We start from the raw sequence: 25,631 nt of genomic DNA on the forward strand, positions 1-25,631 counted from the left end.
GGGAGCCCCTTCCATGAATGCGGCGTGGCCGCCACGGTTGGATTAGACACTCACCATTGTCGGCCTAATCCGCGGTCTTTCATGCAGCAGGGGCTCTCAATGTTTTTATGTCCTGCTCATATCGTCTCTGCCGGCACCTGGGGACAGTCCTTGCAGGGCGTCCCCACAGCGCCTATGCCAGCTTGTCGATTTGCCCAATCTCCCAAAGCGGAATATTGACGAGCATGCCCTCGTCTCTATATGCCGCCAGGGAGCTCCTCACGCAACGCTCGAGTTTGAATTTTTCGCAGGCTATTTTCAGACTCTTCGCTTTAAGGTTCTCTGCCGCCTTGACCTCAAGCGGAAGCACAGTTCCCGCATGGTCGATGGCAAAGTCGGTTTCGGCATTGCCAGAGGTAGAGGACCAATACGCGGGAGTTTTGTCCTGGAGCAAAAGCTCCTGCGCGACGTATTGTTCGGTCAGCGAACCTTTGAACTCGGTAAAAACAGCGGATCTGTTAAGAACGATGGCCGGAGAGAGACCGGAGAGCGCTCCGAGGATGCCGGTGTCGATGCAGAACAGTTTGAAGCCCGAGAGGTCTTCATAGCTCGAGAGCGGCGCCTTTAGAGCGGAGACACGTGGCACCTTATGAACGATTCCGTAGTCCGTGAGCCACTGGAGGCTTTCCTCGAAATCGCGTGCGCGCGCTCCGGGGCGAAGGGCGCCATAGACAAACTTCTTGTTCTCCTTTGCAAGCTGGCCGGGAAGGGATTTCCAAACCAACCTCATGCGCTCGACGATGCGGGCGGGTGCATGTTTGCCAAAATCGGATTCGTAAGCCTCGATGATTTGCTGCTGAAGCCTTCGGGCTTCGATGAAGTCGCGTGTCTCGGCGAAAGTGGAGACAACTTCGGGCATACCGCCGACAACAAGGTATTCCTTGAGCAAGCGTTCGAGCTTTTCGGCAACGTTTGCCAGAAGGTTCATGTCTGCGGCAAGGATGGCGTCGGCGAGCGGGTTGCCGTCGACGGCACGAACGAATTCGGCAAACCCCATGGGACGCATGGTGAGCTGGTCGATTTTACCGACGGGAAATGACTCATTTTCGCGTCGGAGCGCGAGGCCCATATAGGAACCGGCTGCCACGATGTGGTATTCGGGTGCAAGTTCGTTGAAGTACTTGAGCGAGGTGATCCCGCGTAGCGCCTCTTGGATCTCGTCGAAGATGATGAGCGTGTCTGCCGGCGTTACGGTTTGGCCACGTAGGAGTTCTATCTGGGAGATGATGCGCTTGGGGTCGAGGTCCCCATCGAACAGCGAGCGTGTGCTCGGCTCGAGCATAAAGTCAAAACGAATGACGTTTCGATACTGCTGGCTTGCGAATTCGTTAAGAAGCCAAGTCTTTCCTGTCTGGCGGGCTCCCTTAAGCAAGAGAGGTTTGCGATTCGCCCTTGATTTCCAAGCGATAAGTTCACTCATAAGCTGTCGCTGCATATTGCCTCCCAACCCTCTCGGCTAGTATAAGGCCATTTGGGCGTTTCCATCGGAAAATGTGGGAGACAGCCACGTTTTTCCATCGGAAAATGTGGGAGACAGCCACGTTTTTCCATCGGAAAATGTGGGAACACCAACCTAAGTTGCGGTGGAATAGTTCCTAAATGGGCTGGTAAACTGCCAAAACAGGAACTATTCCACCGCAACTTAGAGCCCCGCCGTCGTGTAAAAGAAACGAGCCCGCATCCCCGGGGGACACGAGCTCGTAAAAGCCAAATGGTAGGGGCGGTGGGACGTCCGCGTATTTGCTGCGCAAATCCGCATCGGCTTCGGACGCCTGCCGGCGCCCTCGCCGGCTCGCTACGGACGCTGCGCGTCCGCTTAACGCTCGCCCCCTCGCGGGTTCGAGTCCCACCGGCATCTAAAAGAAGCGAGCCCGCATCCCTGAGGAACACGGGCTCGAAAGCTCCATATGGTAGGGGCGGTGGGACTCGAACCCACAATCCTTGCGGCGAGAGATTTTAAGTCTCCTGCGTATGCCAATTCCGCCACGCCCCCGTGAGACTAGAAGTCTAGCACAAGCCGTCCGTTACGCGTTGACGGCCATCGAGTGTTGGCCCGACTTCTCCAGGAACTCCTGGAACTTGGCTTCGTCGCCCTTGTTCTGGTACTGCAGGGCTAGCAGGTACTCCAAGCGGCAGCGCTTGACCGGGTCGTCGCCGACATCCTCGAGCATGCGCTCCAGCTCGGGAATGTCGTTGTGGCGCTTGAGGATCATCGTGTCGTACATCAGCTGACACTCGTGCGCAACTGCCTCGGCCTGACCGCCCTCAAAGCCCTTGATCTCGTGCAACAGCTCTTTGGACTTTTTGCGGTCCTCCTGGCCAACATAGTAGTTAAAGGCCTTAATCACCAAGTCGACGCGCTGCATCTTGGGGAGGTTGAGTCCCAGCAGTAGGTCGAACATCTCGCTGGCGCGCTCGTGGTCCTCGCGCAGCAGATAGGAGTTCAGACGCAGGTAGTCGCGGTTGTAGCGCGGGTACAGCATGCTGGTGAGTTTGCCGTCGAGCAAACGATCGAACTCGTCCCACTGCTTGGCAGCCATAAGCTGCTGCAGGCGCTTAAACGTGGTGCGTTTTTTGACGCTAAAGAACACCGACACGGCGATGCAGATGATAACGACGGCGGTCCAGAGGGTGCGGGAATCGGGCATATTAGGGTCCTTAGTCGCTCATAAAGCGAGCGGTATGACAACACGTACTAGATGTATTATACGCAGCGCGCAAGCAAACTGGCATAAAAGCTCATCGAGGCCGAGTGCCATCGCTCGCTGCGGTACACTTACCTAAAGTAAACCATGAAGGGAGACATTACCTATGAAGAAGATCGTTTTGGCTTGCGGTGCTGGCGCTGCTACTTCCACGCTCGTTGCCCAGAAGGTCGCTACTCTGCTCGACGCCAACGGTTATGCCGACAAGTACGAGATCGTGCAGTGCGCCATCTCCGAGGCCAAGGATTACTGCGACGAGGGCGCTGACCTGCTGATCGCCACCACCGTTGCCCCCGAGGGCCTCACCTGCCCGTACGTGAGTGGCGTGCCCTTCATGACCGGCATGAACCGCGTCGCTGCCGAGAAGGCCGTTCTCGACGTCATGGCTCAGTAGGCGCTGACTGCATGAGTGAGCAGAACGCCAACCCGGTAGAGCTCTTTGGTATGCGCGTTGCCCATGTGGGCATTAACGCCACCGACCCGGCAGACGCCCTGGAGATCGCGGAGCTGTTCTCGACGATGATGGGCCTGCCCGTCACCGAGACCCCGGTTTCGTACTTCAACGATTCGCTGGTCGAGATCATGAAGCAGAACGGTCGTGGCACCAAGGGCCACATCGGCTTTGCCGTTAACGACATCGATGCAGCTGAGAAGTGGTTTGCCGAGCGCGGGCTCGAGGTCAACGAAGAGTCGCGCGCGCTGCTGCCCGACGGTGGTACCAAGCTCGTGTACTTTAAGCGCGAGTTCGCCGGTTTCGCCGTGCACCTGTGCCGCGAGTAGCGCACAAGCTGCCATAGCTGGCAAAAAGGGATAGGGTCGCGTGGCCCTATCCCTTTATTTATGCCGAGGGGCTTCCTATCGTGGCAGGCGAATCGTAAAGCGGCTGCCGACCCCTTCGACCGAGGTCACACCGATGACGCCGCCGTGGCTGTCGACGATCCACTTGGCGATCGCAAGCCCCAGACCCGAACCCTGTGCGCCGGCATCGCGCGCGTTGTCGGCACGGTAGAACCGCTCGAACGCGTGAGCTGCGGATTCCTGGTTCATGCCGATGCCCTCGTCCTCAACACTTATGTCGATCGTGTCCGCGCCCGCATCCGGCGTTATGCCAAATGTGACAGTCGTTCCCGCATCCGAGTACTTGGCGGCGTTTTGCACGATCACGCGCAGAGCCTGCTTCACGAGCGCCACGTCGACGGGCGCGTCGCAGCGCGGGTCGCTGGCAAGCAAGGTGTCAAAAGTCAGCCGATACGTGTGCTCGGCATCGATCATCTGTGACTCCTCGCATACCTCGCTGACCAGTGCAGCCAAGTTGGTATGCGCGCGCCGCAGGACCGTGCGCCCGGCATCGCCGCGCGCCAAAAACAGCAGCTGTTCTACGAGCTCTTGCATGTGCTCGCTTTCGGCCTTGAGGGACGCGATAGACTCCGCCAGCACGTCCGGGTCGTCTTTGCCCCAGCGGTCGAGCATGTTTACGTAGCCCTGAATCACCGCGATGGGCGTGCGCAGCTCGTGGCTCGCATCGTTGACAAAGCGCATCTGCTGCAGCTTGGCCTCTTGCATCTGACGCAGTAGGCGGTTGAGTGCGACCTCGATGCTTGCCAGGTCGGCGTCGCCGGTAGTGACGCTCGGCGAGTCGACGCTTGCGCGCTCGATGGCCTGCTCCAGCGTTTCCATCTTGCCGCCGGAGAGCTGCATGCGGCCGAGTTCGTCCACGCGCAGTGCCAAGTCGTTGAGCGGCGCCATGGTGCGGCGCACGCGGCGGGCACCGCCGAGCATGTTGAGCACGCTGATGACCTGCCAACCCACAACGACAAGGTAGAGAGGCCATAGCGCGACGAGGTCCTGCGCGAGGGGGAAAGTCTTGGTGGTACGCGCAAGCTCGACGGTATAGGTGAGCGTTGCCAGGTCCCAGCCGCGCGCGGGCGTCAGCGACATGCCGTGAACGGTGGCGCTGGGGATCCATCCTGCGGTAAACGCGCCGTCGGGCAGCGTCTGGTTGTATCCATAGACGAGGATCGCCGTCGCAATCACCATCAGCAGCAGATCGAGCCAGACGTAGCTTATCAGGCGGCGCCACATATAGCTCCAGTTGATGGCACGGGCGATGGATGTGACGCGCTTGGTCTCGGCGTTACGCGCGGCAGACATAGCCCACCCCGCGCACGGTCTGGATGATGCGGGCACTGCCGCCGTCCTCGATCTTGGCGCGCAAGTGCGCGATGTGTACGTCGACGTTGTTGGTGTCGCCCACGTATTCGTAGCCCAGCGCCTCGTGCGCGATGCGCTCGCGCGTGAGCACGGTTTCGGCATGCGCCATAAGCAGGGCGAGAACGTCGAACTCGCGGGCAGTCAGCACGATGGGCGAGCCGCCGACCGTGACTTCGCGGCGGTCGGGATCGAGCGTGACCGAGCCCGCGGTGAGTGCAGCGGGGGAGGGCACGGCAGAGGTCTTGGCCGAGTCGCCAGTCGGGGGTATCGCAGCGGCACCCGTAGCGCTCTCCCCGGCACCGACGCCGCCAACGCCCGAAGCCGCCCGCACGGCCTCCGCGCGCTTCAACGCCACGCGGATCCGTGCGGGCGGCTCCTCAATCGCAAACGGCTTGGTCAGGTAATCGTCGGCGCCGGCGTCGAGCCCAGCCACCTTGTCCATCACGGCATCGCGCGCGGTGACCATGATCACCGGCACGTCCTTGTGCTTACGTACGCGCCGCAGCACCTCCATGCCGTTGAGCTGCGGCAATAGCACATCGAGCAGAATCAGATCGTAGTTGCGCTCCAGCGCCAGGTCCACGGCGGTGCGGCCGTCGGCGGCGTGCTCCACCTGGTAGCCCTCGTGCTCCAGTTCGAGCGTCACAAAGCGGGCGATTTTCTCCTCGTCCTCTACGATCAGGATCCGTGTCATGCGTGCCCCCGTCTGCGATTACTTGTCGTCGTTGAGATTTTGCTTGATGTCATCCGCGGCATCGGCGGCATGATTCATTAGGTTGTTGATGCTGCCGGGCACGTCGCCGTCGCTGTCGATGCGGTAGCGCATGCCAAAGAACAGGCCAAGCAGCATCAGCCAAATCGTGGCGCCCCAGGCAAACAGGGCGACGATGGGAATCAGGATAGGAATGTTGAGGATGATCGCGTCGCGGCGCGTGGCGATAAACTTGGTGTCCAGGCTCAGGCGGAAGAGCTTTTTGAGGTACTCCCACACGCCGTCCATCTTCTTGGAGAAGTCGGTCTTTTCGCTCGACTTCTCGTAGGCGGCCTGCGCGGCGACCATCTCGGCCGAGGGTTCATCGACCGGCTCGGACTCGGTGGCGGCATGCGCCGACGTGGTCTGCGTCTTGCCCTGCGACTCGAGCCAAATGATGGCATCCAAAACGTTGCCGTCGGCAGCGTCGAGCACGGCCTTGGCATCGGTGTAGCTCACGTTGCACTTGGTGCGGATGGTTTCAACTTTTTCGAGGTCGTCCATGACCTGTCCTTTCGTTCGATGGGCGCGACGCCGGGCGATCTGCCCGGGCGCGAGCGTTGCGTTCGGCGGCCTGCGTGGCGCCGCCCCGCCCTTGGTCGAACTCTATAGTGCAGGTTATAGATTAAGCGACTCTTGAGCCAAGATTAATGTTGGATGAGTTTTTGGGTAGCGGTGGGAAAAGTATTAGACCTCGATAACGGGGGATGTGGTGCCGGTGCAAAACGGCGTCAAAGGTTGGTCGAGCAGGCGGTTTCTCCATTGATGTCCGCACGACATGTGACACTTACCCTGCCGCCCTGCTCTGCCGCGGTGGCATATACCCGAACGGCGACCCTCTAAGGAGTTCGATACCAATGAGCGACAACACCAAGCATCTCGCAAAGAAGTGCGTCAAGGACGCGGGGCCGTGCCTCGCGCTGTGCCTTGCCGGCGCAGCGGTCGCGCTGCTGGCTGTTCTGGGGCCGTTTGATGTGCTCCGAAGTGCCAGTTCTCTGCGCGTTTGCATGGCTCTTGCCGGCGCCATGATGACCGGCGGCGTGCTCGATCTGATCTTTTGGGTGTTTGACCCGTTTGGATGGAAGAGCGAGGGGTAGGTCCCAAAGGATGGAAGGGCTGGAACGGTTGACTTAGTGATCGTGCAGAATGTGGGCTAGCGACTTACAGGGAAGTGGTGATCCGATGACGGTCTATGTGACGGGCGATATTCACGGCGGCGTCGACATGCAAAAGCTTCGCGACTGGGATCTTGGGGATGGTCTGACGAGTGACGACTATCTCATCATCGCGGGCGACTTTGGCTTTCCGTGGGATTTCTCTGCCGAGGAATGTGCCGACATCGCCTGGCTGGAGTCGCGCCCCTATACCGTGCTGTTTGTCGACGGCAACCACGAGCGTTTCGATCACTGGTCGGAGCGCCCCATGGAGTTGTGGCACGGCGGGCTGACGCAGCGCCTGTCGGATACCTCTCCCATACGGCGCCTGACGCGTGGCGAGACTTTCGAGCTCGATGACTCAATGATCTTTACCATGGGCGGCGCCACGAGCGTGGACAAGGAATATCGCATTCCGTATTCCAGCTGGTGGCCGCAGGAGCTGCCGGACGAGCGCAACTTTGAGGAGGCGCGGGCAAAGCTCGACAGCGTGGGTTGGAAGGTCGACTATGCGATTACCCATACCTGCTCCACGCGCATGCTTTCGCCCACGCTTTACCCGGCACCTGGCTGGAATTATCCCGATGCCGATCGACTCACCACGTTTTTCGACGAGCTGGAGGACCACCTGGACTACAAGCGCTGGTACTACGGGCATTTTCATCGTGACGCCAACCCAGCCGAGTGCCACACCGTGCTCTACGACTGTATTGTCCGCCTGGGCGACGAACTCCAGCCCTGGGATGTCGCGTAGGGGCGGGGTGGCTGGCTACTCGACCGTTACAGTGATGTTTTCCCGATGCGTGCGGATAACATCCCAGCTAAAGTGCTCGACCAGCTGTTCGGCAGAGCGCGGCGTGGTGTCTGGCGCGATGCCTGTTTGCCCGGCGAGCCAGCCCAGCAGTGCCTCGGGTGCGCCAAAGCGGGTGCGGAGCTCGCCCAGGTCCAGGTCGCGGTCGCGCTTGGAAAGGCGGCGGCCGTCCGGTGACATGAGCAGTGGAATGTGCGCGTAGTGCGGCGTGGGCAGTCCCAACAGGTGCTGCAGATAGATCTGGCGCGGCGTGGACCCCAGCAGGTCGCATCCGCGCACGACCTCGGTGACGCCCATGGCAGCGTCGTCGACCACCACGGCCAGCTGATAGGCAAACACGCCGTCGCTGCGGCGCACCAAAAAGTCACCGCACTCGGTGGCGAGTGCTTCGCATTGGGCTCCGTACGTGCGGTCCACGAATTCGATCACGTCGCTGGCGAGGTCGTCGACGGTGGGCACGCGCAGGCGCGTGGCCGGAGCACGCAGGGCACTGCGGCGGGTGATTTCATCAGCAGAAAGACCTCTGCAGGCGCCGCGGTAGATGGGCGTGCCGTCGCTGGCGTGCGGCGCGCTCGCGGCGTGGAGTTCGGCACGCGTGCAAAAACAGGGATAGGTGAGGCCGGCGTCTTGCAGCTGGCGCAGGGCGTCCTCGTACAGATCCAGGCGATCGTGCTGGTAGTAGGGGCCTTCGTCCCACTCGAGCCCCAGCCAGGTCAGATCGTCAATCAGTTGAGCGGCAAGTTCCGGGCGCTTGCAGCGATCGTCCAGGTCCTCGATGCGCAGCACGATGCTGCCGCCCTGGCTGCGGGCCGAAAGCCACGAGCACAGGCAGCTGAACACGTTGCCCAGGTGCATGCGGCCCGAGGGCGACGGGGCGAAACGGCCCACGACGGGCGCGGGGGCGGAGGCGGGTGGCGTCGCTGGCGCGTCCGCGGCGGGCGTTGCTATGTTGCGTGTTTTGATATCCATGCGGACGAGTATAGCGCGGGGCTTGGCAGGGAAGGCGTTGCCGCGCTCACAAGTTGGCGGCGGTGCGCATTGCGCACGGTGGGTTTGCGGCTCAAGGTCTCGATCGCTGCGTACCGACTTAGCCTCACAAACGACAGAAACCCCGGCAGCTCTTCGCAACTGCCGGGGTTTCCGCGGAAAAGGGGGACATGATCCTCGAGCGAACGGCAAAGGGGCAAACCGTTTTCGCTCAACTGCTTTATGCCCCTCGGCTGGCGGCTCAATCAGCGCGTGCCGCACCCACACAAAGCCGCTACACCTGTGACAGAGCTGTGAAGTGGTATCTATTGCTGGCGCAGGCCATGCCAAGGAGTGTCCCAGATTGCCGGCAGATAAGGAACGTCCCCAGGTGCCGGCCGCGGGCGTGACTTTCGTCCCGTTTGATACTCCGCTGGCCTAGATGTTCGTCATGTGCGCCCGTAAACGTGGGACAATGGCGTTGCTGGTATCACAGACAAAGGATGTGCCTATGAACGCCCCCGTTGCCAAAACCTGTCGGCAGCGCCGCCCGTTTGCGCGATTTGCTTCCGTCTGCGCACTCGTCGCGCTTGCATTGCTGCTACTGCCCGCCGCCGCACACGCCGACGGTTATTCCATGACCCAAACTTATATCAGTGCCACGGTTGAGGCCGATGGATCGCTGACCGTTGTCGAGGGACGCCAGTTTGATTTCGACGACGACATCAACGGCGTGTTTTGGGAGATCAATGCGGGCACCAACCAGCAGGGCGGCACGGCGGGCGTTGACGTGCTGAGTGTCGAGGAAGAGGACACCGCGTTTAACAAAGTCGATAGCGCGAACAAGGGCGATTCTGGCGTCTACACGGTCGAGCAGACCGGTGACGGCGTAAGGATTAAGGTGTTCAGCCCTCACGAGAGCGGCGACAGCGCGATCTATTACGTGAGCTACACCATGACCGGTGCGGTTATGAACTGGGCCGATACCGCCGAGCTCTACTGGAAGTTCGTGGGCGACGGCTGGTCTGCGGATTCCGACGATGTCGAGATGGAAGTGCGCTTCGCAAATGCCGCTGCCGGGACGGCGGCCGTCAAGGGCGATAACTTCCGCGCATGGGGCCACGGCCCGCTGACGGGCGATGTATCGCTCGATGCGGACGAACCCATGGTCACCTATACCATTCCCCGTGTGCATCAGGGCGAATTCGCCGAGGCACGCATCGCCTTCCCTAGCGACTGGGTGCCGCAGCTTACCGCCTCGGGCGAAGAGCGCATGTCAACGATCCTGAGCGAAGAGAAGGAATGGGCCGACGAAGCTAACGCCCGCCGCGCTCACGCTCGCATGATTGCCAATGCACTTGCCGTGCTAAGTGTTGTTGCGGCGGTGGCCTTTACCGGCACAATCGTTATGCTCAAGCTGCGCAAGCGCAGGCCCAAGCCGTTTTTCCAGGACGAATATTTCCGCGATGTGCCTTCGGCCGACCATCCCGCCGTGCTTTCGGCCCTCATGAGCTGGAACGAGGTGCCCGATCAGGCATATATCGCCACGCTCATGAAGCTCACTGACGACCGTGTGATCAAGCTGGAGCAGGCGACCGTGACCAAGGCCAAGAAGGGTCTGTTGGGGCGTGAAAAAGAAGAGCAGACGTATCGCGTGACGGTGAGTGATGCGGGCTGGAAGTCGGCCAAGGGCATTGACCACATGGTGCTCAAGGTCTTCTTTGCCGGTGCTAAGCCTGACGAGAACGGCGATCGCTCGCGCACGTTCGACGAGCTGCAGCACTACGTCAAGCAGCACGCTACACCCGTGGGCGACAAGCTCGAGGACTATCAGAACACCGTTAAGGGCAAGTTGGCCGATAGCGAGTACGTTGCCTCGGACGGCATTGTTGCAACGGTGTTTTGCCTGGTTCTTGGTATTCTGATCGCCTTTGTTCCCGTGGGATCCATCTTCTTTACCGACGGCGCACAGGCGAACATTATCGCCGCGGTTATCTCAGTGCCGATTGTGCTGGTGGGTATTGGCGTGGGCCTTACGTTCCGCCGCTTTACGCCGGAGGGCGCCGAGGTGGCGGCTCGCTGCAAGGCGCTCAAGCATTGGCTCGAGGATTTCACACGCCTAAAGGAAGCCGTCCCGGGCGATCTGGTGCTGTGGAACAAGCTGCTGGTGATGGGCGTGGCGCTGGGTGTTTCCAAGGAAGTGCTGCGTCAGCTTGCCGAGGCCGTGCCGCCCGAGGTGCGCGAGGCCGACGGCTTCTATGACAATTATCCCTGCTACTGGTGGTACTACCATCATTACGGTATCGAGTCTCCGCTCGATTCGTTCGATGACGTGTATCACGAGACCATCCGCGAGCTGGCTTCGAGCTCCGATAGCTCGAGCGGCGGCAGCGGCGGCGGCTTCTCTGGCGGCGGTGGTGGCGGCGTCGGCGGAGGCGGCGGCGGAACGTTCTAGCGCGCTCTGATTTTTGGGATGGATCTTCTCCGGCGACTGCCGACGGATCCATCCCATTTTTATGCGCTACCTACGAAGGCTGTCCCCAACGACTAATCACTGGGAACATCCCTAAATGACTAGGTATGGCTGCCGGGTTTAGGCTGTTAGATCGAGTTCGTAGAGGAAGCTTTCGCGCGGCATGTCGTGACGGCGCTCTTCGCGGTTGGCGCGGTGCGTGGCCGTGCGCTTAAAGCCGTGCAGCTCGTAGAACTTCCACGAGCAGTTGGAGTCGGTGTACAGGTGCGCCCTCGTCGCTCCAAGCGAGGACAGGTGCGAGACCGCGGCATCGAGCAGAACCGTGCCAACGCCCAGGCCATGGACATCGCGATCCACGGCAAGCAGCGTGACCTCGTTGTCGTGCGGCAACGGGCTGCTCTCGAGCAGGCGGTTGTTGGTTCGGATGGTTGCGCGCACAAACGAGAGATACTCGGCGCACGCATCGGGCTCTAGCTCACGCATCTGCGATAGCAGCGCGCGTTCGGTATCCATCCAATGCTCGTTGATAGTGGCGCCGGAGCTCTGTCCCGCACGCGCGAGCGAAATGCCACGCGCCTGACCGTCGATTACGGCAACCTGTGAAAACGTCGACGACGAAAGGCAATAGGCGAGGTCGCACGCGGCCTCAAGGCGGTTGTACTCATCGTTATCCGAATTGTTATGCCAAAGCTGCTGCAGAATCAGCGCGATGGCGTCGAAGTCTTCGGTATCAAACGGTCGGTAGAGAACCCGCGAGACCATGGTGCCTCTTTCTTTTGCGGATGCATATCGAGCACAGTTCTACCACGCCATTGGCATCTAATTATGGTGCCCCTGTGTTCCATGAACTCACCGTGCCCGGTGCCATGCCCATCCCCTCCGCTCGCAAACTTTTTCTGCACATGCGCCCGTTGCGGGGTGCATCGATGCGCTCGATGCGCTACATTAAATCAGTATTTTCAATGCCGCTGCGCGAGCGCTGCAGATCGACGTATCACCGACTCACAGAGCACGGCGGCGTACCAGACAGGAGGACTGCATGGGATCTGATGTGAAGATCGCACGCGCGTTGATCTCGGTTACCGATAAGACGGGCGTCGTCGATTTCGCACGGACGCTGGTTGACGACTTTGGCGTCGAGATCATCTCTACGGGCGGCACGGCTCGTGCCATCGAGGACGCGGGCATTCCCGTAACCCCCATCGAGGAGTTCACGGGCTATCCCGAGATGATGGACGGCCGCGTTAAGACCCTGCACCCCAAGGTTCATGGCGCGCTGCTGGCCCGCCGCGATTCCGAGCAGCACATGCAGGAGGCGGCTCAGCACGGCATTAAGCTGATCGACCTGGTCGTCGTCAACCTGTACGAGTTCGAGAAGACCGTTGCCAACCCCGAGGTCACCTTCGCGGACGCTATCGAGCACATCGACATCGGTGGTCCCTCCATGCTGCGCTCTGCCGCCAAGAATGCCACGAGCGTTACCGTCATTTCCGACCCGGCCGACTATGATGCTGTCCTGGCCGAGATGCACGAGACCGGTGGCTGCACCACGCTTTCCACCCGTCGTCGTCTGCAGGTGAAGGTCTACCAGACCACCGCCGCCTACGACACGGCCATCTCCCGTTGGCTTGCCGCCCAGGCAAGCGACGTGGCGGACACTTCTGCCAAGCTCGAGATTTCGCTGGAGAAGGTCGACGACCTGCGCTATGGCGAGAATCCGCAGCAGAAGGCTACGGTCTACCGCTTTGCCGAGGGCTGCGAGAACACCGCGAGCTCGCAGTTCCCGCTTGTGGGCTCCGAGCAGATCCAGGGCAAGCCGCTCAGCTACAATAACTATCTGGATGCCGACGCCGCTTGGAACCTGGTCCGCGAGTTCGATGAGCCGGCCTGCGTGATCCTCAAGCACCAGAACCCCTGCGGTTCCGCCGTTGCCGAGGACATCACCGCCGCCTACGACCGCGCCTTCGCCTGCGATCCCAAGAGCGCCTTTGGTGGCATCATCGCCTGCAACCGCGAGGTTCCCTATGAGCTGGTTGAGCACTTTGCCGATCAGAACAAGCAATTCGTCGAGGTTATCATCGCCCCGAGCTACACTGCCGAGGCGCTCGAGCGCATGGCTAAGCGCCCCAACCTGCGCGTGCTGGCTACCGGCGGCGTGGACCATGGCGCCCAGGTGGAGCTGCGCTCCGTCGACGGCGGCATGCTGGTGCAGGAGGTCGACCATGTGACCGAGGATCCCGCGACTTTTACGTTCCCTACCGACCGCAAGCCCACCGACGCCGAGATGGCCGAGCTCGAGTTTGCCTGGAAGGTCTGCAAGGGCATTAAGTCCAACGCCATCCTGGTCTCCAAGGATAAGGCCGGCATTGGCATGGGCCCGGGTCAGCCTAACCGCGTTGACTCCGCACTGCTTGCCTGCGAGCGTGCCGAGGACTTCTGCGAGCGCGAGGGCGTGGAGAAGGGCGGCTTTGCCTGCGCAAGCGATGCGTTCTTCCCGTTCCGCGACAACGTCGACGTGCTTGCCGCGCACGGCGTGACCTGCATCATCCAGCCCGGCGGCTCCAAGCGCGACGACGAGAGCATCCAGGCCTGCAATGAGCACAATATTGCTATGGTGTTTACGGGCGCTCGCCACTTCCGCCACTAATATCGTTACGCGGTTTTACCAAACCGCGTAACAGCTCGACGCTGTGCCGGCACCAAGCACCTCATCTCGCCGCTCAAACCGTCGCTCGCGTACAGAAGTACGCGTCGCTCCTCTTTCGCAGCGACCTGAGGCACTTGGTGCCGGCTCGCTGGCTTGTGCTCCACCAGTGGTATTGGCTCGCCCCGAACTAAAGCTATCTATTGCCGTCCGTGCCGGTTGGTGTGGGCGGCTTTTTTGGGTATAACGGTGCGGTGTATGTTTTTGAGAAAGGTTGGATATGGCCGTTGTGGATGATGCCGAGCTGTTTGGCAATGCCGAGGATCAGCGTGCGTATGAGGACTTTTGCGCCAATCAGGAGGCGGTCGAGAAGTTTACGCTCGACAAGCCCGCGCTTGTCTGCCGTTGGCGCATGTCCAACAAAAAGGTGCCCATGCTCAACCGCCACATTCGCGCGCTGTCCGAGCGCCTGGTGCAGGGCGAGCCGCTTACCCATAACATGCTCAGCTGGGCCAAACAGCACGTTGAGTGGTCGCTTGCCGAGGGCGATTACACTGCGCACGACGGCGTACTCATGCTGGTGATCGACATCAACGGCAACGCCGCCATGACGGTGGGGGAGTACGAGCCGCTCGCCGATACGTCGGCCAAGGCGCTGCGCGCCCGCTCCGCCGAGGCCCGCTCCGAGGCCGACGAAACCGGCGTGGCGCCCGAGCTGCTTGCTGCCGTCAACAATGGCGAGCTTGCCTTTGTGGCGCCGGCGGACGAGTTTCTGTGCGGCACGGCGACGCTCATCGAGCAGCTGGCCCAGACCAAGGGCATCCCGGTCACGCGCGTAGATATTCCCGCACAGCTCAAGGGCGCCTTGTTCCTGGTGAGCGACGAGCACGGCGTGGTCCCCGCAACCGAGGCCGACGCCGCCGAGGCCGACGCCGCCACGGTAGCCTTCTTCGCCGAAGGCTACGAAAAGCTCCGTGCCCGCCGCTCCTAACCTCAAGGCGGGGTGGGCTTACTGAAGTGAGCGAGCGCGTTCGATTGCGTAGGCGAGCGACAGCTGCTCCATCTCCGGGGCGCATTTGTAGCTCAGTCCGGTGAGAGCTGTCACCTTATCGAGGCGATATCGAATCGTGTTCGGGTGCTGGCCAGTCTGCTTGGCGGTTCGCTCGATACGTCGGTCGTTCTCGATGAATGCGGCGAGCGTGGATTCCAGCTCGCTGCCATGCTCACTGTCGTGCTCGCGTATCGGCGAGAGAATCGCTTCCGAGAACGATCGCATCTCCGGGGTTTCCGCAAAAGGCATCACGGTTCTCAGGATGCCGAGCTGCGTATAGCGGACGGGACCCTCGGCTCGTTGACAAGATAGGCGCTGTGCGTAAATCGCCTGCGAGATCGCCTGCGCCACCGCCTCGTCTCCAAACAGAATATCGCTGATGCCGAGCCCTTCCGCTCCGCCATCGATGTCGCTAGCCTCGATGAGCTCCGTGAGCGCCTGCACGATTCGCTCTACATCGAGCGTCTGTTCCGAGTCACTTGTCGCTACGAATAACAAACCTCCGTCGTAGGGTGCCAGCATGTTGTGGCATCCGGCGAGGGTCGATTTTGCACAGAGACGTTCGATTTGCAAAAACGTACGCGGGTCGAGGGGCTCTGCAAACGATGCGAACAGGGCGACCGCTTCGTCCAGAAATGACGGGTTGAGACCTCGGATGCGTCGGCAGATGGACTCGGGCGATACGTCTGTCCTCAGGGCATCGATCTCGCGCTGCGCGAAGTCGATGGACGCGAGCTGCTCGATATGCCGTTTGACCTCATAGATGACGCTGTCAAAGAACAGTGAGTCGTCGGTCGTGAGAAAGACCGGGTAGTGCCGCGCGTTGGCGTAGCGGATGGCTTGGTCGGGAATCGGGATGTGCAGGACGTTTTTGATGATGAGACCGCTCGTTCCCTTGGCGACGAGGTATTTCACGGCTTCAGTGATGAGGTATGGGTCGTCCTTCGCATAGAGGAAGGTGCTGAGGACGATCTCGTCTGAGCTGAAGTTGACGCGCTGGTACTTGTTCTTGAGGCCGGGCATGAGTTCATAATCGAGGATCCCGACGCCAGAGACGGCACGCGAGACGCCATCGCTGCCGGCGATTAGACGGACTGACCCCTCATATTCCCGTGAGAAGTCCGAGATGGTGTATAGCATCAGCATCACCTTGTAAATAATTACAATAAGCACCTGTACAAATAGGATAATCGCACATCCGTATGCCTTTGATGCGATAAATAGTTCAAATACCTGCTGATAGAACGAAAAATCAGATCGAGAATCGTTGTAGATTCCAACAAGAAATGATCCTTGGCGGCATCGTTACTAAACCGTACAGTGAAGCAACGTAAAGCTTTCGCTGAGAGGAGCGATGATGGGGCAGATGGTGGTGCTTTCGGCCGAGGAAGTTTCCAAGGTGCTGACGATTGAGGATGCAATCGCTGCCGTGGAGGAGGCATATCGCCAGAAGGCAACGGGCAAGGGTGTTGCGTGGCCGATGGTATATGAGCAGTTCGAACCCGGCGTGGCCGATATGGATATCCGCTCGGGCGAGTTGGCGGGAAGCGGCCTCTTCGGTCTCAAGCTCACTGCTTGGTTCTCTCAGAATCCCAAAAAGGGGCTGCCCGAGATCTTTGGCACCACGCTGCTGTGCGACAACGCGACGGGAGAGCCGTTGGCGCTGCTCAATGCCTCCGCCGTCACTGGACTTCGCACCGGTGCCGCCGCTGCGCTCGGTGCCAAGTGGCTGGCTCGGGCGGATGCGTCCAAACTGCTTGTTGCGGGTGCCGGCCACATGAGCACCTATATGGTGGCGGGCGTGCTCGCCGCCTGTCCCAAAGTGAGCGAGGTCAAGGTGTGGGAGCCAGTTTCCGATGCCGCGCCCGAGGCCCGCGTCGAGCGCATGCGAGACGAGGTCGCCCATATCTTGGGCGCCTGCGAGCATGCTCGCGAAGCATCCACCTATTCCATCGAGGCGGCGGCCGACGGCCAGGGCGCCGCGGCAGAGGCCGACATCATCGTGACGATCACGCCGGCGACCAAGCCCATCATTCCCGATTCATGGGTGCGTCCTGGTACGCATATCTCCTGCGTCGGTGCCGACATGCCCGGCAAGCAGGAGCTCGCCTCGGCACTTGTTGCCCGTGCCGCTGTTTACGTCGACGACCGCGAGCAATCGGTCGCATTCGGTGAGCTGGAGATTCCAGTTGCCGAGGGTGCCATCACGCCCGAGGACATCAGAGCGGAGCTCGGCGAAGTCATCGCCGGCACGGCTACGGGGCGTTCGGATGACGAGCAGGTGACGGTGTTCGATACGTCGGGCATCGCCGTTCAGGACCTTTCGGCATCGAAAATCGCCTACGACCGCGCCATCGAGGCGGCGCTGGGCACCGTGGTGGAACTGTAAGAAAGTCAAGGAAAGGAAACGACAATGCAGATCAAGGATTTCGCCGTCGAGCAGTGGATGAACGAGTGGGAGACCAAGTGCACCCACAACGTTGCGGAGACGTGCGTCTACTCCCTCACGCTCGACCAGCTGTTCGAGCTTACGAATACCGACAAGAAGGCGTGGCTCGATAACCTGTGCTCGCGCCGATTCACCTACGGAGACATCGAGGGACAGCCCGGCTTCCTCGAGGGGGTCGCGCGTCTCTATAAGACGGTCGAGCCCGGGCATATCGTGCCCACGCACGGCGCGACCGGTGCCAACTCCCTGGTTATTTCCACGCTCGTCGAACCGGGCGATCACGTAGTTTCCGTCAAGCCCACCTACCAGCAGCTTTACTCGATTCCCGAGATGTGCGGTGCGAAGGTCGATATCCTTCAGCTCGATCGCAAGAACGGCTACCACGTCGACGTCGACGCGCTCGATGCCCTGGTGACCGACGATACCAAGCTCATCTGCATCAATAACCCGGACAACCCCACGGGCGCCCTGCTCGACACCGATACGCTCAAGGCGATTGTCGAGGTCGCACGCAAACACGACGCGTGGGTACTCTGCGACGAGGTCTACCGTCTGCTTACTCAGACGGATGAGTACTCCGAGTCCGTGATCGACCTGTACGACAAGGCCATCGTCACCGCATCCATGTCCAAGGTCTGGTCGTTCGCCGGCCTGCGTCTGGGCTGGGCGGTCACCAAGAGCCCGGAGCTCCGTCGCGCGCTGCTCTCGCATCGTGACTACAACCTGATTTCCGCCGGCATATTCAGCGAGACGGTGGCGGAGCTGATTCTGGGCAACGCTTCCGTGATCCTTGAGCGCAGCCGTCGCATCGTCCGTCAGAACCTTGCTGTTCTGGAGAAGTGGGTCGAGAGCGAGCCACACCTGTCGTTCGTCAAGCCCGAGGCGGGTACCACCGCACTCGTATATTACGACTACGACATCGACTCCAGGACGTTCTGCATCGACATGATTAAGAAGTCCGGCGCGCTCGTCACTCCGGGCGATTGCTTCGAGGAGCCCAAGAGCATGCGCATCGGCTATGCATACTCCGATAACACCGACGACCTGCAGAAGGGCCTGGATGCCATCTCCGCGTACGTGCGTACGCTCGAGTAGAGACTCGTGGTCGAAGTGATGGGGCCGATCGGTTTAGGACCGGTCGGCCCCTATTTTCTCTCAAGACTACCGAACGCTTTTGTCACATTAGGTGCCCACGGGGTCGTATCGCTGCGACGCTGTGGGCATAATGGTGTGAAAGGTGCAAGTTACGTGAAATGGGAGGACACATGGCGCTGATTTATGTCGTTGAGGACGACGAGCCCATTCGTCGTGAGCTTGTCGACATCCTTGCCCGCGCCGGTTTTGAGGTTGAGACATGCGAATCGTTTGAGCATGTCTCGTGCGATATTCTCGCCGCCGCGCCCGACCTAGTGCTGCTCGACCTCACGCTTCCCGTCAAGGACGGTCAGCATATCTGCCACGAGGTTCGCCGCGAATCCGAGGTTCCCATCATCGTCCTCACGTCGCGCACGACCGAGATTGACGAGGTCATGGCCATGACGCTCGGCGCGGACGACTTTGTTCCTAAGCCCTACAGCGCCCGTGTGCTCGTGGCGCGCATCAACGCACTGCTGCGTCGCACCGCGGCGTCAGGCGAGCGCAGCACGCTCGTCCACAAGGGGCTGGAGCTCGATCTTGCTCGCTCCATGGTCACCAATACGCAAACCGGTACCAGCACCGAGCTCACCAAAAACGAGCTGCGTATCCTCTCGCTGCTTCTGAGCCGCGCGGGCAAGATCGTCTCGCGCTCGGCCATCATGCAGGACCTGTGGGACTCCGATGCCTTCGTGGACGACAATACGCTCACCGTCAACATCAACCGCCTGCGTACCACGCTCGAAAAAATCGGCATCAAGGGGTATTTGACGACGCATCGCGGCCAAGGCTATTCGGTCTAGGGGCCGGCTATGTCGTTTGGCAAGTTCTTTAAAGATGCGCTGCTTCCCGTCGCCGTGTGGACGTGCGGCGTGCTGCTGAGCTGCTTTGTGCTGACGGTCGCCGGTGCTTCGACATCTATTGTGGTCGTGGCGGTCGGCGTGTCCTTTATCTTTGGTATGCTCGGCATCGTGGTCGAGTACGCGCGCCGTCGCCGTTTTCTGCGTCAGCTGGAGCGTGCGGCCGAGGAGCTCGAGAGTCCCGCATGGGTGCAGGAGATGGTGCAATGCCCGACCTATGCCGAGGGCGAGCTCGAGTACGAGGTCTTGCGTCGCGTGGGCAAAGCTGCTTGCGACGAGGTTGCCGAAGGCCGGCGTCAGACCGATGACTATCGCGACTATATCGAGAGCTGGGTCCACGAGGCCAAGCTGCCCCTGGCGGCGGCCCACCTGATTTTGGAAAACCTGGACGGCAGCGAAGACGACCTGTCGCGCGTGGATGACCTGGGCCGTGAGCTGGCTCGCGTGGAGCGCTATATCGACCAGGCACTGTACTACGCGCGCTCGGAAGTCGTGGAGCGGGACTACCTGATTCGCCGCTGGGATCTCAAGACCTTGGTGACGGGCGCGATTAAAGCCAACGCGCGCGAGCTCATCGCGGCGCACGTGGCCCCGGTGTGCGAGAACCTCGACTTTGAGGTCTTTACCGACGAGAAGTGGCTCGAGTTTATCTTGGGGCAGCTCATCCAGAACAGCATTAAATACGCGTGCGAGGACGGCGCGAAGATCGTGTTTTCGGGCGCGTTGCTGGACGAGGGTCTGGCGAGTGAGCGCATTGAGCTCACTGTTGCCGATAACGGCTGCGGCGTGAGTGCGGCAGACCTGCCGCGCGTGTTCGAGAAGGGCTTTACCGGCGACAACGGCCGCACCACCAAGCGCGCAACGGGCATCGGCCTCTATCTGGTGGCACGCCTGTGCTCCAAGATGGGCATCGACGTCACCGCGGCATCCGATTCCGGCGAAGGCTTTGTCGTAACATTCGCGTTTTCAACGAACAAGTTTCAATATTTCGAGTAGTGCACGCGGCAGACGTCCGCCCAAACAAAACGTGCCGCCCCAAACGGGGCGGCACGCCATTTTTCTATCAGATAACTCGCTGAAGTACGGTGACGAAGGCGCAAGGCCGGGAGGGGTTATCTAAGCCGACATCCCGCAGCCGCGAAGCGGCGAGGACGTCGGCGTGATAACCCCGCAGGCCTTGCGCCGGCGGGAAGGAACCTACTTTACGACCAAGATGTCGCAGTCGGTGTTGCGCAGCAGGAACGTCGAAATCGAGCCCAGGAGCGCATACTTGATCGAGGACAGGCCGCGTGCGCCGCAGAGCACCAGGTCGGGCTTGACCACGTCGAGCATCTCGTCCTTGAGCGTCTCGCGAATACGGCCGGCGCGAATCATGACCTCGACCTCGGGAATGTCGGGATTGGCCTTGGCCTCTTCGAGCTGCTTGGCGATGGAGTTCTTAAATGCCTCCTCCAGTCCGTTGACCAGATCGACCGGATAGGAACCAGCGCTCTCGAGTGCCGTGGAATCGATAACGTGGCCGATAATCAGCTTGGCGCCGTTGTTCGCGGCGACCTTGATGGCGCGTGCGAGCACAAAATCCTGCTGCTCAGTACCGTCGAGTGAAACAAATACCTTGGTGTAGCCCTCGTTCATGGTTTCCTCCTTGGTCTATCGCACGGGCGTGGGGCTCGTGCGTCGGGCGGGCGCGGATGCGTGGCCGCCGGACACTTTATCTTGTTGCAGTTATACCCAAGGATTTGGGTTTGACCGCTCGCAATTCTGTGAACGGGCGAGTTTTTTGGTAAGGGTAGGCGCAGGCGCGCCGCCAACGGTTTATAATGGGAAACGGTTTATAATGGGACATCGCCCGCACCGTCCGCAGAACAATATCGGCGGGTGTCTAACGAGGGGGTCCCTTTGGATATCATCGAGCTTCTAAAATCTGCCTTCATGGGCCTGGTCGAGGGCATCACCGAATGGCTGCCTGTTTCGTCGACCGGTCACATGATCTTGGTGGACGAGTTCGTCAAGATGAACGTGAGCGAGACGTTCTGGAATATGTTTCTGGTCGTGATTCAGCTTGGCGGCATTTTGGCCGTCTGCGTCCTGTTCTTCTACGATCTCAACCCGTTTTCTCCCAGCAAAGGCAAGGAGGGCCGTCGCGACACCTGGGTGCTGTGGGGCAAGATTGTGCTCGGCTGCATTCCCGCCGCGGCGATCGGTCTGCCGCTTAACGACTGGATGGAGGAGCATTTCTACAATGCTCCCGTCGTGGCGCTGGCGCTCATTGTGTACGGCGTGCTGTTTATCGTGATCGAGAACTGGCGCGCGAACAAGCGCGACCAGGCCTCTCTTGCCGGTTCGTTTGGTTCGCGTGCCGTGGTGGCGGGCGGACGCCCCGCTGGTGCGCATTTTGCCACTCCCGCTGCGGCTGCCGCTGCAGACGATGACGATAACCTGGACTTTGGCTCCATCACTACGCTCGAGGATCTGAGCTGGAAGACCGCGCTGGGTATCGGTTGCTTCCAAGTGCTTTCGCTGATTCCGGGCACATCGCGCTCCGGCTCCACGATCATCGGCGGCCTGCTACTGGGCTGCACGCGCTCGGTGGCGTCTAAGTTCACGTTCTTCCTGGCCATTCCCGTCATGTTTGGTGCGAGTGCGCTCAAGCTGGTCAAGTACTTTATTAAGGGCGGTACCTTCGGCACCAACGAGATCGCCATCCTGGGCGTGGGCTGCGTCGTCGCCTTTGTGGTGTCGCTCATTGCCATCAAGTGGCTTATGGGCTTCGTGCGCCGTCACGACTTTAAGTGCTTCGGCGTCTACCGCATCATCCTGGGCATCGTGGTGCTCGCGTACTTCTTTGTCCTGGAGCCTATGCTCGGCCTGTAACTTGGTTGACGCTGCGCGGCGGCCAGAGCGACAACTTGTCATTCAAAGAGGGTGGCATGACCAAAAGGTCTATGCTGCCCTCTTTTCATGCCAATTTGTTCGCTCTGGCCGCTGCTCGCTACCGTGGCCATGACATCGGTGGCTCCGTGATTGGCTCAATGGGGCGGGCCTGACGATCGCGCACGGAGTCGTGGTGTGATTTGCGTCGGTGTCCGCGCGGCTCGGTATACTGGTACGGCTCAAACTATGGCGCTGCCCGCAGGCGCGCCGTCCGTCAGATGAGGAGTCGCCCATGACCCAGCCCCTGCCCTGGGAAAAGAACGCCGCGGTACCCGTGCCGCCCGCGCCGGAACCCGTGCCGCTCGATGCATACACCGCCCCTGCAGCGCCGGAGCCCGAGCTCGTCCCGCTCGACATCTACGACGCTCCCGCGCCGGCGCCCAAGCCCGCCAAGCCGCTCGTCGACATTGACAGCCTTAATCCCGCCCAGCGCGAGGCGGTCCTGTCCACCGAGGGTCCGTTGCTGGTGCTCGCCGGCGCCGGCTCGGGCAAGACCCGCGTCTTGACCTTCCGCATCGCACATATGCTCGGCGACCTGGGTGTTAAGCCTTGGCAGGTTCTTGCCATCACGTTTACCAACAAGGCCGCGGCCGAGATGCGCGAGCGTCTGGCGGCGCTCATTCCCAGCGGCACCCGCGGCATGTGGGTGTGCACCTTCCATGCCATGTGCGTGCGCATGCTGCGTGAGGACGCCGACTTGCTGGGCTATACCGGTCAGTTCACCATCTACGATGATGATGACTCAAAGCGCATGGTGCGTGACATTATGCAGGCGCTCGGCATCGAGCAAAAGCAGTTCCCCATCAACATGATCCGCAGCAAGATCAGCTCGGCCAAAAACGCCATGATCGGCCCCGAGGACATGCTCAAGAGCGCCGATAGCCCCAACGACAAAAAGGCCGCGCAAGTCTACCTGGAGCTGGAGCGCCGCCTGCGCGCCGCCAATGCGATGGACTTCGACGACCTGCTCGTGCGCGCGCTTGAGCTGCTGCGCACCCGCCCCGAGGTGCTCGATAAGTACCAAGAGCGCTTCCGCTACATTAGCGTCGACGAGTATCAGGACACCAACCACGTCCAGTACGAAATCGCCAACCTGCTGGCCGCCAAGTACCAAAACCTCATGGTCGTAGGCGACGATGACCAGTCCATTTATAGCTGGCGCGGCGCCGACATCACCAACATCCTGGACTTTGAGAAGGACTTTAAAAACTGCAAGACCGTCAAGCTGGAGCAGAACTATCGCTCCACGGGTCACATCCTGAGCGCCGCCAACGCCGTGGTGCGCCACAACTCGCAGCGCAAGGACAAGCGCCTGTTTACGGCCGAGGGCGATGGCGAGAAGATCCAGGCCTTCCAGGCGAGCGACGAGCGCGACGAGGGCCGCTGGATTGCCGGCGAGATCGAGAAGCTGCACGCCAAGGGTACGAGCTACGACGACATCGCCGTGTTCTACCGCACCAACGCCCAGTCGCGTATTCTCGAAGATATGTTCCTGCGCGCGGGCGTGCCCTACAAGATCGTGGGCGGCACGCGATTCTTCGACCGTGCCGAGATCCGCGACGTCATGGCCTACCTCAAGATGATCGTGAACCCGGCCGACGAGATGAGCGTCAAGCGCGTCATCAACACACCTCGCCGCGGCATCGGTTCCACCTCGATCCAAAAGATCGAGCAGCTGGCGCGCGACAACCACTGCTCGTTCTTCCAGGCTTGCGAGATCGCGTGCGCCGAGACCGGCATGTTTAGCGCCAAGGTGCGTAATGGCCTGTCGAGCTTTGTGTCGCTGGTGCGCGAGGGCCGCCGCATGGACGGCGAGCTCAAGGACGTCGTCGAGATGATTGTCGATAAGACGGGCTTGCTGCAGGCATTTCGCGCCGAGGGCACCATGGAGTCCGAGAGCCGCGCCGAGAACATCCAGGAATTCCTGGGCGTCGCTGCCGAATTTGAGGAGACGCACGAGGACATCGAGGGTACGCTCGAGAGCTTGGAAGAGCTGCGCGCAGCCGGTGTTGCCGACGTTCCTGCCGGCGCCGAGCCCGAGCCCGTCGTGGTGAGCGCGCCCGCGCCCGAACCGGGGCCGTCCGCCCCGGCATCCTCGTTTGAGGCACTCGTCGGCGCGCGCGATGCTGCAGGTTCCAATCCGCTCGATAGACTAGCCGCCCCGGCGCTCTCACCGCAGGATGCCCTGGCCGCTGCCATCGCGGGCAACGCGTATGCCGCGCCGACGGAGATGCCGGCGGGTGCCGTGCATGCCGACGAGATTGAGCGCACCTACGGTCCGCTCACCTGTAAGGCGCTGCCGGCACTCATGGAGTGGCTGGCCCTGCGCTCCGACTTGGATTCCCTGGCCGGCGAGACGCATGCCATCACAATGATGACCATCCACTCCGCCAAGGGCCTGGAGTTCCCGGCGGTGTTCGTGGCCGGCATGGAGGAGGGCATCTTCCCGCACGTGCACGACTTTGGCGGCAGCGATGACCCGGGTAAGCTCGAGGAGGAGCGTCGCCTGGCCTACGTCGCCATCACGCGCGCCCGTAAGCGCCTGTTCTTGACCTATGCGGCCACGCGTCGCACCTACGGCTCGACCTCTGCCAACCCGCGCTCGCGCTTCCTCAACGAGATTCCGTTTGAGGATATCGAGTTTAGCGGTATCGGTTCTGCCGGTTTTGAGGGAACGGGCTGGGAGAAGCGCGGCGACCGTCGCGGCACCTTTGGCTCGGGCATGGGCTCGGATATGTATGGCGGCAAGGTGTTTGGCTCGCATACGCGCTCGACCGGCGGTTCCGGTTCGCGCGGTGGATCGAGCTTTGACGATTTCTTTGGCGGCAGCAGCTACGGGACCGAGCGCCATCGTGGGGTCTCGCCCGACGCCGGCCGTGTTGCCTCGACCTTTGGCTCGGGCACACCGCGAGCCAAAAAGCCCTCGTCCAAGGTGTCCCCGACGGTGGAGCGCAAGGTTGATCGCGCCAGCGCGTCGCAGGACTTTGTCGCGGGCGATACCGTGAGCCACAAGACCTTTGGCACGGGTACCGTGATCTCGGTCGCCGGAGACATGATCGAGGTCCAGTTCGAAAAGACCGGCCAGACCAAAAAGCTGATGAAGGGCTTCGCGCCGATCGTTAAGCTGTCATAATCCCGGCGGACCTGGGCGGGCGTATGGGGCAACATCGCCTGCTCGGGCAGTCCTGCGCAAGACGGAGGCCACATTAAGTGGCCTCCTTTGCGTGCGGAACTCGCGATCGATGCTGCCCCATACGCCCGCCCAGGTCCTTGGGTAACGCTGCTTGCGAACGTCGCTTTGCTCGTTCGCTTTTTGATCTGGAGAGCCGGGTGGGCTGATAGAAAAATAGATGTGAGTAGGGGCTCTCCCATTTGATGAGCGGGGGAGCCTCTTTATTGCGTTTGGATTGTTTCTTATGACTTTAGGGATTGAGCGTTTTATACGATTC

At 61.0% G+C, this 25,631-nt stretch carries 22 protein-coding genes and 1 tRNA gene; 13 read left to right on the forward strand and 10 right to left on the reverse strand.

From position 1 onward, the window contains the following. Positions 1–172 precede the first annotated feature (172 nt). From GDJ93_RS08330 to GDJ93_RS08340, 3 genes are all read right to left on the reverse strand, one after another. Entirely contained in the window at positions 173–1,474 is a 1,302-nt protein-coding gene (locus tag GDJ93_RS08330; RefSeq protein WP_152068444.1) for an ATP-binding protein, read from the reverse strand. 473 nt (positions 1,475–1,947) lie between these two features. Next, positions 1,948–2,032, reverse strand: a tRNA-Leu gene (locus GDJ93_RS08335). Positions 2,033–2,063: 31 nt separating this feature from the next. Continuing rightward, complete coding sequence (locus GDJ93_RS08340; RefSeq protein WP_006235902.1) at positions 2,064–2,687, reverse strand: hypothetical protein; 624 nt, start codon at positions 2,685–2,687, stop codon at positions 2,064–2,066. A 163-nt stretch (positions 2,688–2,850) separates the two neighbouring features. Between GDJ93_RS08340 and GDJ93_RS08345 the strand changes: the two genes are divergently transcribed. Together GDJ93_RS08345 and GDJ93_RS08350 are read left to right on the forward strand one after the other, a co-directional pair. Further along, complete coding sequence (locus GDJ93_RS08345; RefSeq protein WP_006235903.1) at positions 2,851–3,138, forward strand: PTS sugar transporter subunit IIB; 288 nt, start codon at positions 2,851–2,853, stop codon at positions 3,136–3,138. A gap of 11 nt (positions 3,139–3,149) precedes the next feature. After that, a complete protein-coding gene (locus tag GDJ93_RS08350) occupies positions 3,150–3,524 on the forward strand; it encodes a VOC family protein (RefSeq protein WP_035137716.1) in 375 nt (124 codons plus the stop codon). Positions 3,525–3,599: 75 nt separating this feature from the next. On the opposite strand, the gene GDJ93_RS08355 is transcribed toward GDJ93_RS08350, so the two are convergent. Genes GDJ93_RS08355 through GDJ93_RS08365 form a run of 3 tightly spaced genes read right to left on the reverse strand, consistent with a single transcriptional unit; the run spans position 3,600 to position 6,210 of the window. Further along, positions 3,600–4,895 carry a sensor histidine kinase gene (locus GDJ93_RS08355; protein ID WP_152068445.1) on the reverse strand — a complete coding sequence of 432 codons (1,296 nt, stop codon included), beginning with the start codon at positions 4,893–4,895 and terminating at the stop codon, positions 3,600–3,602. Continuing rightward, positions 4,879–5,649 (reverse strand): response regulator transcription factor, encoded by a 771-nt coding sequence (locus GDJ93_RS08360; protein WP_152068446.1) that lies wholly within the window; start codon positions 5,647–5,649, stop codon positions 4,879–4,881. The genes GDJ93_RS08355 and GDJ93_RS08360 overlap by 17 nt, the downstream gene beginning before the upstream one ends. An 18-nt stretch (positions 5,650–5,667) precedes the next feature. Beyond that, positions 5,668–6,210 carry a UBA domain-containing protein gene (locus GDJ93_RS08365; RefSeq protein ID WP_152068447.1) on the reverse strand — a complete coding sequence of 181 codons (543 nt, stop codon included), beginning with the start codon at positions 6,208–6,210 and terminating at the stop codon, positions 5,668–5,670. A gap of 353 nt (positions 6,211–6,563) precedes the next feature. Here GDJ93_RS08365 and GDJ93_RS08370 point away from each other — a divergent pair, with 353 nt between their 5' ends. Both GDJ93_RS08370 and GDJ93_RS08375 read left to right on the forward strand, forming a co-directional pair. Continuing rightward, complete coding sequence (locus tag GDJ93_RS08370; protein WP_152068448.1) at positions 6,564–6,803, forward strand: hypothetical protein; 240 nt, start codon at positions 6,564–6,566, stop codon at positions 6,801–6,803. An 85-nt stretch (positions 6,804–6,888) separates the two neighbouring features. After that, a complete protein-coding gene (locus tag GDJ93_RS08375; protein ID WP_152068449.1) occupies positions 6,889–7,614 on the forward strand; it encodes a metallophosphoesterase in 726 nt (241 codons plus the stop codon). A gap of 15 nt (positions 7,615–7,629) precedes the next feature. Here GDJ93_RS08375 and gluQRS read toward each other — a convergent pair whose 3' ends face one another. Next, positions 7,630–8,640, reverse strand: a complete 1,011-nt coding sequence (gluQRS, locus tag GDJ93_RS08380; protein WP_226812556.1) for a tRNA glutamyl-Q(34) synthetase GluQRS — start codon at positions 8,638–8,640, stop codon at positions 7,630–7,632. Positions 8,641–9,148: 508 nt separating this feature from the next. Here gluQRS and GDJ93_RS10015 point away from each other — a divergent pair. Beyond that, complete coding sequence (locus GDJ93_RS10015; RefSeq protein WP_193221502.1) at positions 9,149–11,092, forward strand: DUF2207 domain-containing protein; 1,944 nt, start codon at positions 9,149–9,151, stop codon at positions 11,090–11,092. A gap of 138 nt (positions 11,093–11,230) precedes the next feature. On the opposite strand, the gene GDJ93_RS08390 is transcribed toward GDJ93_RS10015, so the two are convergent. Then, positions 11,231–11,872: a GNAT family N-acetyltransferase gene (locus GDJ93_RS08390; protein ID WP_055310399.1), complete on the reverse strand. Its 642-nt coding sequence runs from the start codon at positions 11,870–11,872 to the stop codon at positions 11,231–11,233. 277 nt (positions 11,873–12,149) lie between these two features. Here GDJ93_RS08390 and purH point away from each other — a divergent pair, with 277 nt between their 5' ends. Together purH and GDJ93_RS08400 are read left to right on the forward strand one after the other, a co-directional pair. Continuing rightward, positions 12,150–13,757 carry a bifunctional phosphoribosylaminoimidazolecarboxamide formyltransferase/IMP cyclohydrolase gene (gene purH / locus GDJ93_RS08395; protein ID WP_152068450.1) on the forward strand — a complete coding sequence of 536 codons (1,608 nt, stop codon included), beginning with the start codon at positions 12,150–12,152 and terminating at the stop codon, positions 13,755–13,757. 277 nt (positions 13,758–14,034) lie between these two features. Beyond that, positions 14,035–14,745, forward strand: a complete 711-nt coding sequence (locus GDJ93_RS08400; RefSeq protein ID WP_152068451.1) for a hypothetical protein — start codon at positions 14,035–14,037, stop codon at positions 14,743–14,745. Between the two features lie 18 nt (positions 14,746–14,763). Here the strand turns inward: GDJ93_RS08400 and GDJ93_RS08405 are convergent, their stop codons facing one another. Next, complete coding sequence (locus GDJ93_RS08405) at positions 14,764–15,945, reverse strand: PucR family transcriptional regulator (RefSeq protein WP_152068452.1); 1,182 nt, start codon at positions 15,943–15,945, stop codon at positions 14,764–14,766. Between the two features lie 217 nt (positions 15,946–16,162). Here GDJ93_RS08405 and GDJ93_RS08410 point away from each other — a divergent pair, with 217 nt between their 5' ends. The 4 genes from GDJ93_RS08410 to GDJ93_RS08425 all read left to right on the forward strand — a co-directional run bounded on the left by GDJ93_RS08410 (position 16,163) and on the right by GDJ93_RS08425 (position 20,244). Beyond that, positions 16,163–17,194 (forward strand): ornithine cyclodeaminase family protein, encoded by a 1,032-nt coding sequence (locus GDJ93_RS08410; RefSeq protein ID WP_152068453.1) that lies wholly within the window; start codon positions 16,163–16,165, stop codon positions 17,192–17,194. A 24-nt stretch (positions 17,195–17,218) separates the two neighbouring features. Beyond that, complete coding sequence (locus GDJ93_RS08415; RefSeq protein ID WP_152068454.1) at positions 17,219–18,349, forward strand: aminotransferase; 1,131 nt, start codon at positions 17,219–17,221, stop codon at positions 18,347–18,349. Between the two features lie 170 nt (positions 18,350–18,519). Then, entirely contained in the window at positions 18,520–19,191 is a 672-nt protein-coding gene (locus tag GDJ93_RS08420) for a response regulator transcription factor (RefSeq protein ID WP_152068455.1), read from the forward strand. A 9-nt stretch (positions 19,192–19,200) separates the two neighbouring features. Next, a complete protein-coding gene (locus GDJ93_RS08425; RefSeq protein WP_152068456.1) occupies positions 19,201–20,244 on the forward strand; it encodes a sensor histidine kinase in 1,044 nt (347 codons plus the stop codon). 201 nt (positions 20,245–20,445) lie between these two features. On the opposite strand, the gene GDJ93_RS08430 is transcribed toward GDJ93_RS08425, so the two are convergent. Next, a complete protein-coding gene (locus GDJ93_RS08430; protein ID WP_006235921.1) occupies positions 20,446–20,883 on the reverse strand; it encodes a universal stress protein in 438 nt (145 codons plus the stop codon). A gap of 264 nt (positions 20,884–21,147) precedes the next feature. Between GDJ93_RS08430 and GDJ93_RS08435 the strand changes: the two genes are divergently transcribed. Continuing rightward, positions 21,148–22,122 (forward strand): undecaprenyl-diphosphate phosphatase, encoded by a 975-nt coding sequence (locus GDJ93_RS08435; RefSeq protein ID WP_152068457.1) that lies wholly within the window; start codon positions 21,148–21,150, stop codon positions 22,120–22,122. Between the two features lie 292 nt (positions 22,123–22,414). Further along, positions 22,415–25,315, forward strand: coding sequence for an ATP-dependent helicase (locus tag GDJ93_RS08440; protein WP_152068458.1), 2,901 nt, complete (start codon positions 22,415–22,417; stop codon positions 25,313–25,315). Positions 25,316–25,631 lie beyond the last annotated feature (316 nt).

This window comes from Collinsella aerofaciens, assembly GCF_902501475.1.
Lineage (GTDB): Bacteria > Actinomycetota > Coriobacteriia > Coriobacteriales > Coriobacteriaceae > Collinsella > Collinsella aerofaciens_AL.

Bases quoted from the DNA above. Each gene is read 5' to 3' on its own strand.
- GDJ93_RS08355 (WP_152068445.1), bottom strand. From the start codon at position 4,895: ATGTCTGCCGCGCGTAACGCCGAGACCAAGCGCGTCACATCCATCGCC.
- GDJ93_RS08370 (WP_152068448.1), top strand. From the start codon at position 6,564: ATGAGCGACAACACCAAGCATCTCGCAAAGAAGTGCGTCAAGGACGCG.
- GDJ93_RS08350 (WP_035137716.1), top strand. From the start codon at position 3,150: ATGAGTGAGCAGAACGCCAACCCGGTAGAGCTCTTTGGTATGCGCGTT.
- purH (WP_152068450.1), top strand. From the start codon at position 12,150: ATGGGATCTGATGTGAAGATCGCACGCGCGTTGATCTCGGTTACCGAT.
- GDJ93_RS08405 (WP_152068452.1), bottom strand. From the start codon at position 15,945: ATGCTATACACCATCTCGGACTTCTCACGGGAATATGAGGGGTCAGTC.
- gluQRS (WP_226812556.1), bottom strand. From the start codon at position 8,640: ATGGATATCAAAACACGCAACATAGCAACGCCCGCCGCGGACGCGCCA.
- GDJ93_RS08345 (WP_006235903.1), top strand. From the start codon at position 2,851: ATGAAGAAGATCGTTTTGGCTTGCGGTGCTGGCGCTGCTACTTCCACG.
- GDJ93_RS08400 (WP_152068451.1), top strand. From the start codon at position 14,035: ATGGCCGTTGTGGATGATGCCGAGCTGTTTGGCAATGCCGAGGATCAG.
- GDJ93_RS08425 (WP_152068456.1), top strand. From the start codon at position 19,201: ATGTCGTTTGGCAAGTTCTTTAAAGATGCGCTGCTTCCCGTCGCCGTG.
- GDJ93_RS08330 (WP_152068444.1), bottom strand. From the start codon at position 1,474: ATGCAGCGACAGCTTATGAGTGAACTTATCGCTTGGAAATCAAGGGCG.
- GDJ93_RS08375 (WP_152068449.1), top strand. From the start codon at position 6,889: ATGACGGTCTATGTGACGGGCGATATTCACGGCGGCGTCGACATGCAA.
- GDJ93_RS08365 (WP_152068447.1), bottom strand. From the start codon at position 6,210: ATGGACGACCTCGAAAAAGTTGAAACCATCCGCACCAAGTGCAACGTG.
- GDJ93_RS08415 (WP_152068454.1), top strand. From the start codon at position 17,219: ATGCAGATCAAGGATTTCGCCGTCGAGCAGTGGATGAACGAGTGGGAG.
- GDJ93_RS08430 (WP_006235921.1), bottom strand. From the start codon at position 20,883: ATGAACGAGGGCTACACCAAGGTATTTGTTTCACTCGACGGTACTGAG.
- GDJ93_RS08410 (WP_152068453.1), top strand. From the start codon at position 16,163: ATGGGGCAGATGGTGGTGCTTTCGGCCGAGGAAGTTTCCAAGGTGCTG.
- GDJ93_RS08390 (WP_055310399.1), bottom strand. From the start codon at position 11,872: ATGGTCTCGCGGGTTCTCTACCGACCGTTTGATACCGAAGACTTCGAC.
- GDJ93_RS08340 (WP_006235902.1), bottom strand. From the start codon at position 2,687: ATGCCCGATTCCCGCACCCTCTGGACCGCCGTCGTTATCATCTGCATC.
- GDJ93_RS08440 (WP_152068458.1), top strand. From the start codon at position 22,415: ATGACCCAGCCCCTGCCCTGGGAAAAGAACGCCGCGGTACCCGTGCCG.
- GDJ93_RS08420 (WP_152068455.1), top strand. From the start codon at position 18,520: ATGGCGCTGATTTATGTCGTTGAGGACGACGAGCCCATTCGTCGTGAG.
- GDJ93_RS10015 (WP_193221502.1), top strand. From the start codon at position 9,149: ATGAACGCCCCCGTTGCCAAAACCTGTCGGCAGCGCCGCCCGTTTGCG.
- GDJ93_RS08360 (WP_152068446.1), bottom strand. From the start codon at position 5,649: ATGACACGGATCCTGATCGTAGAGGACGAGGAGAAAATCGCCCGCTTT.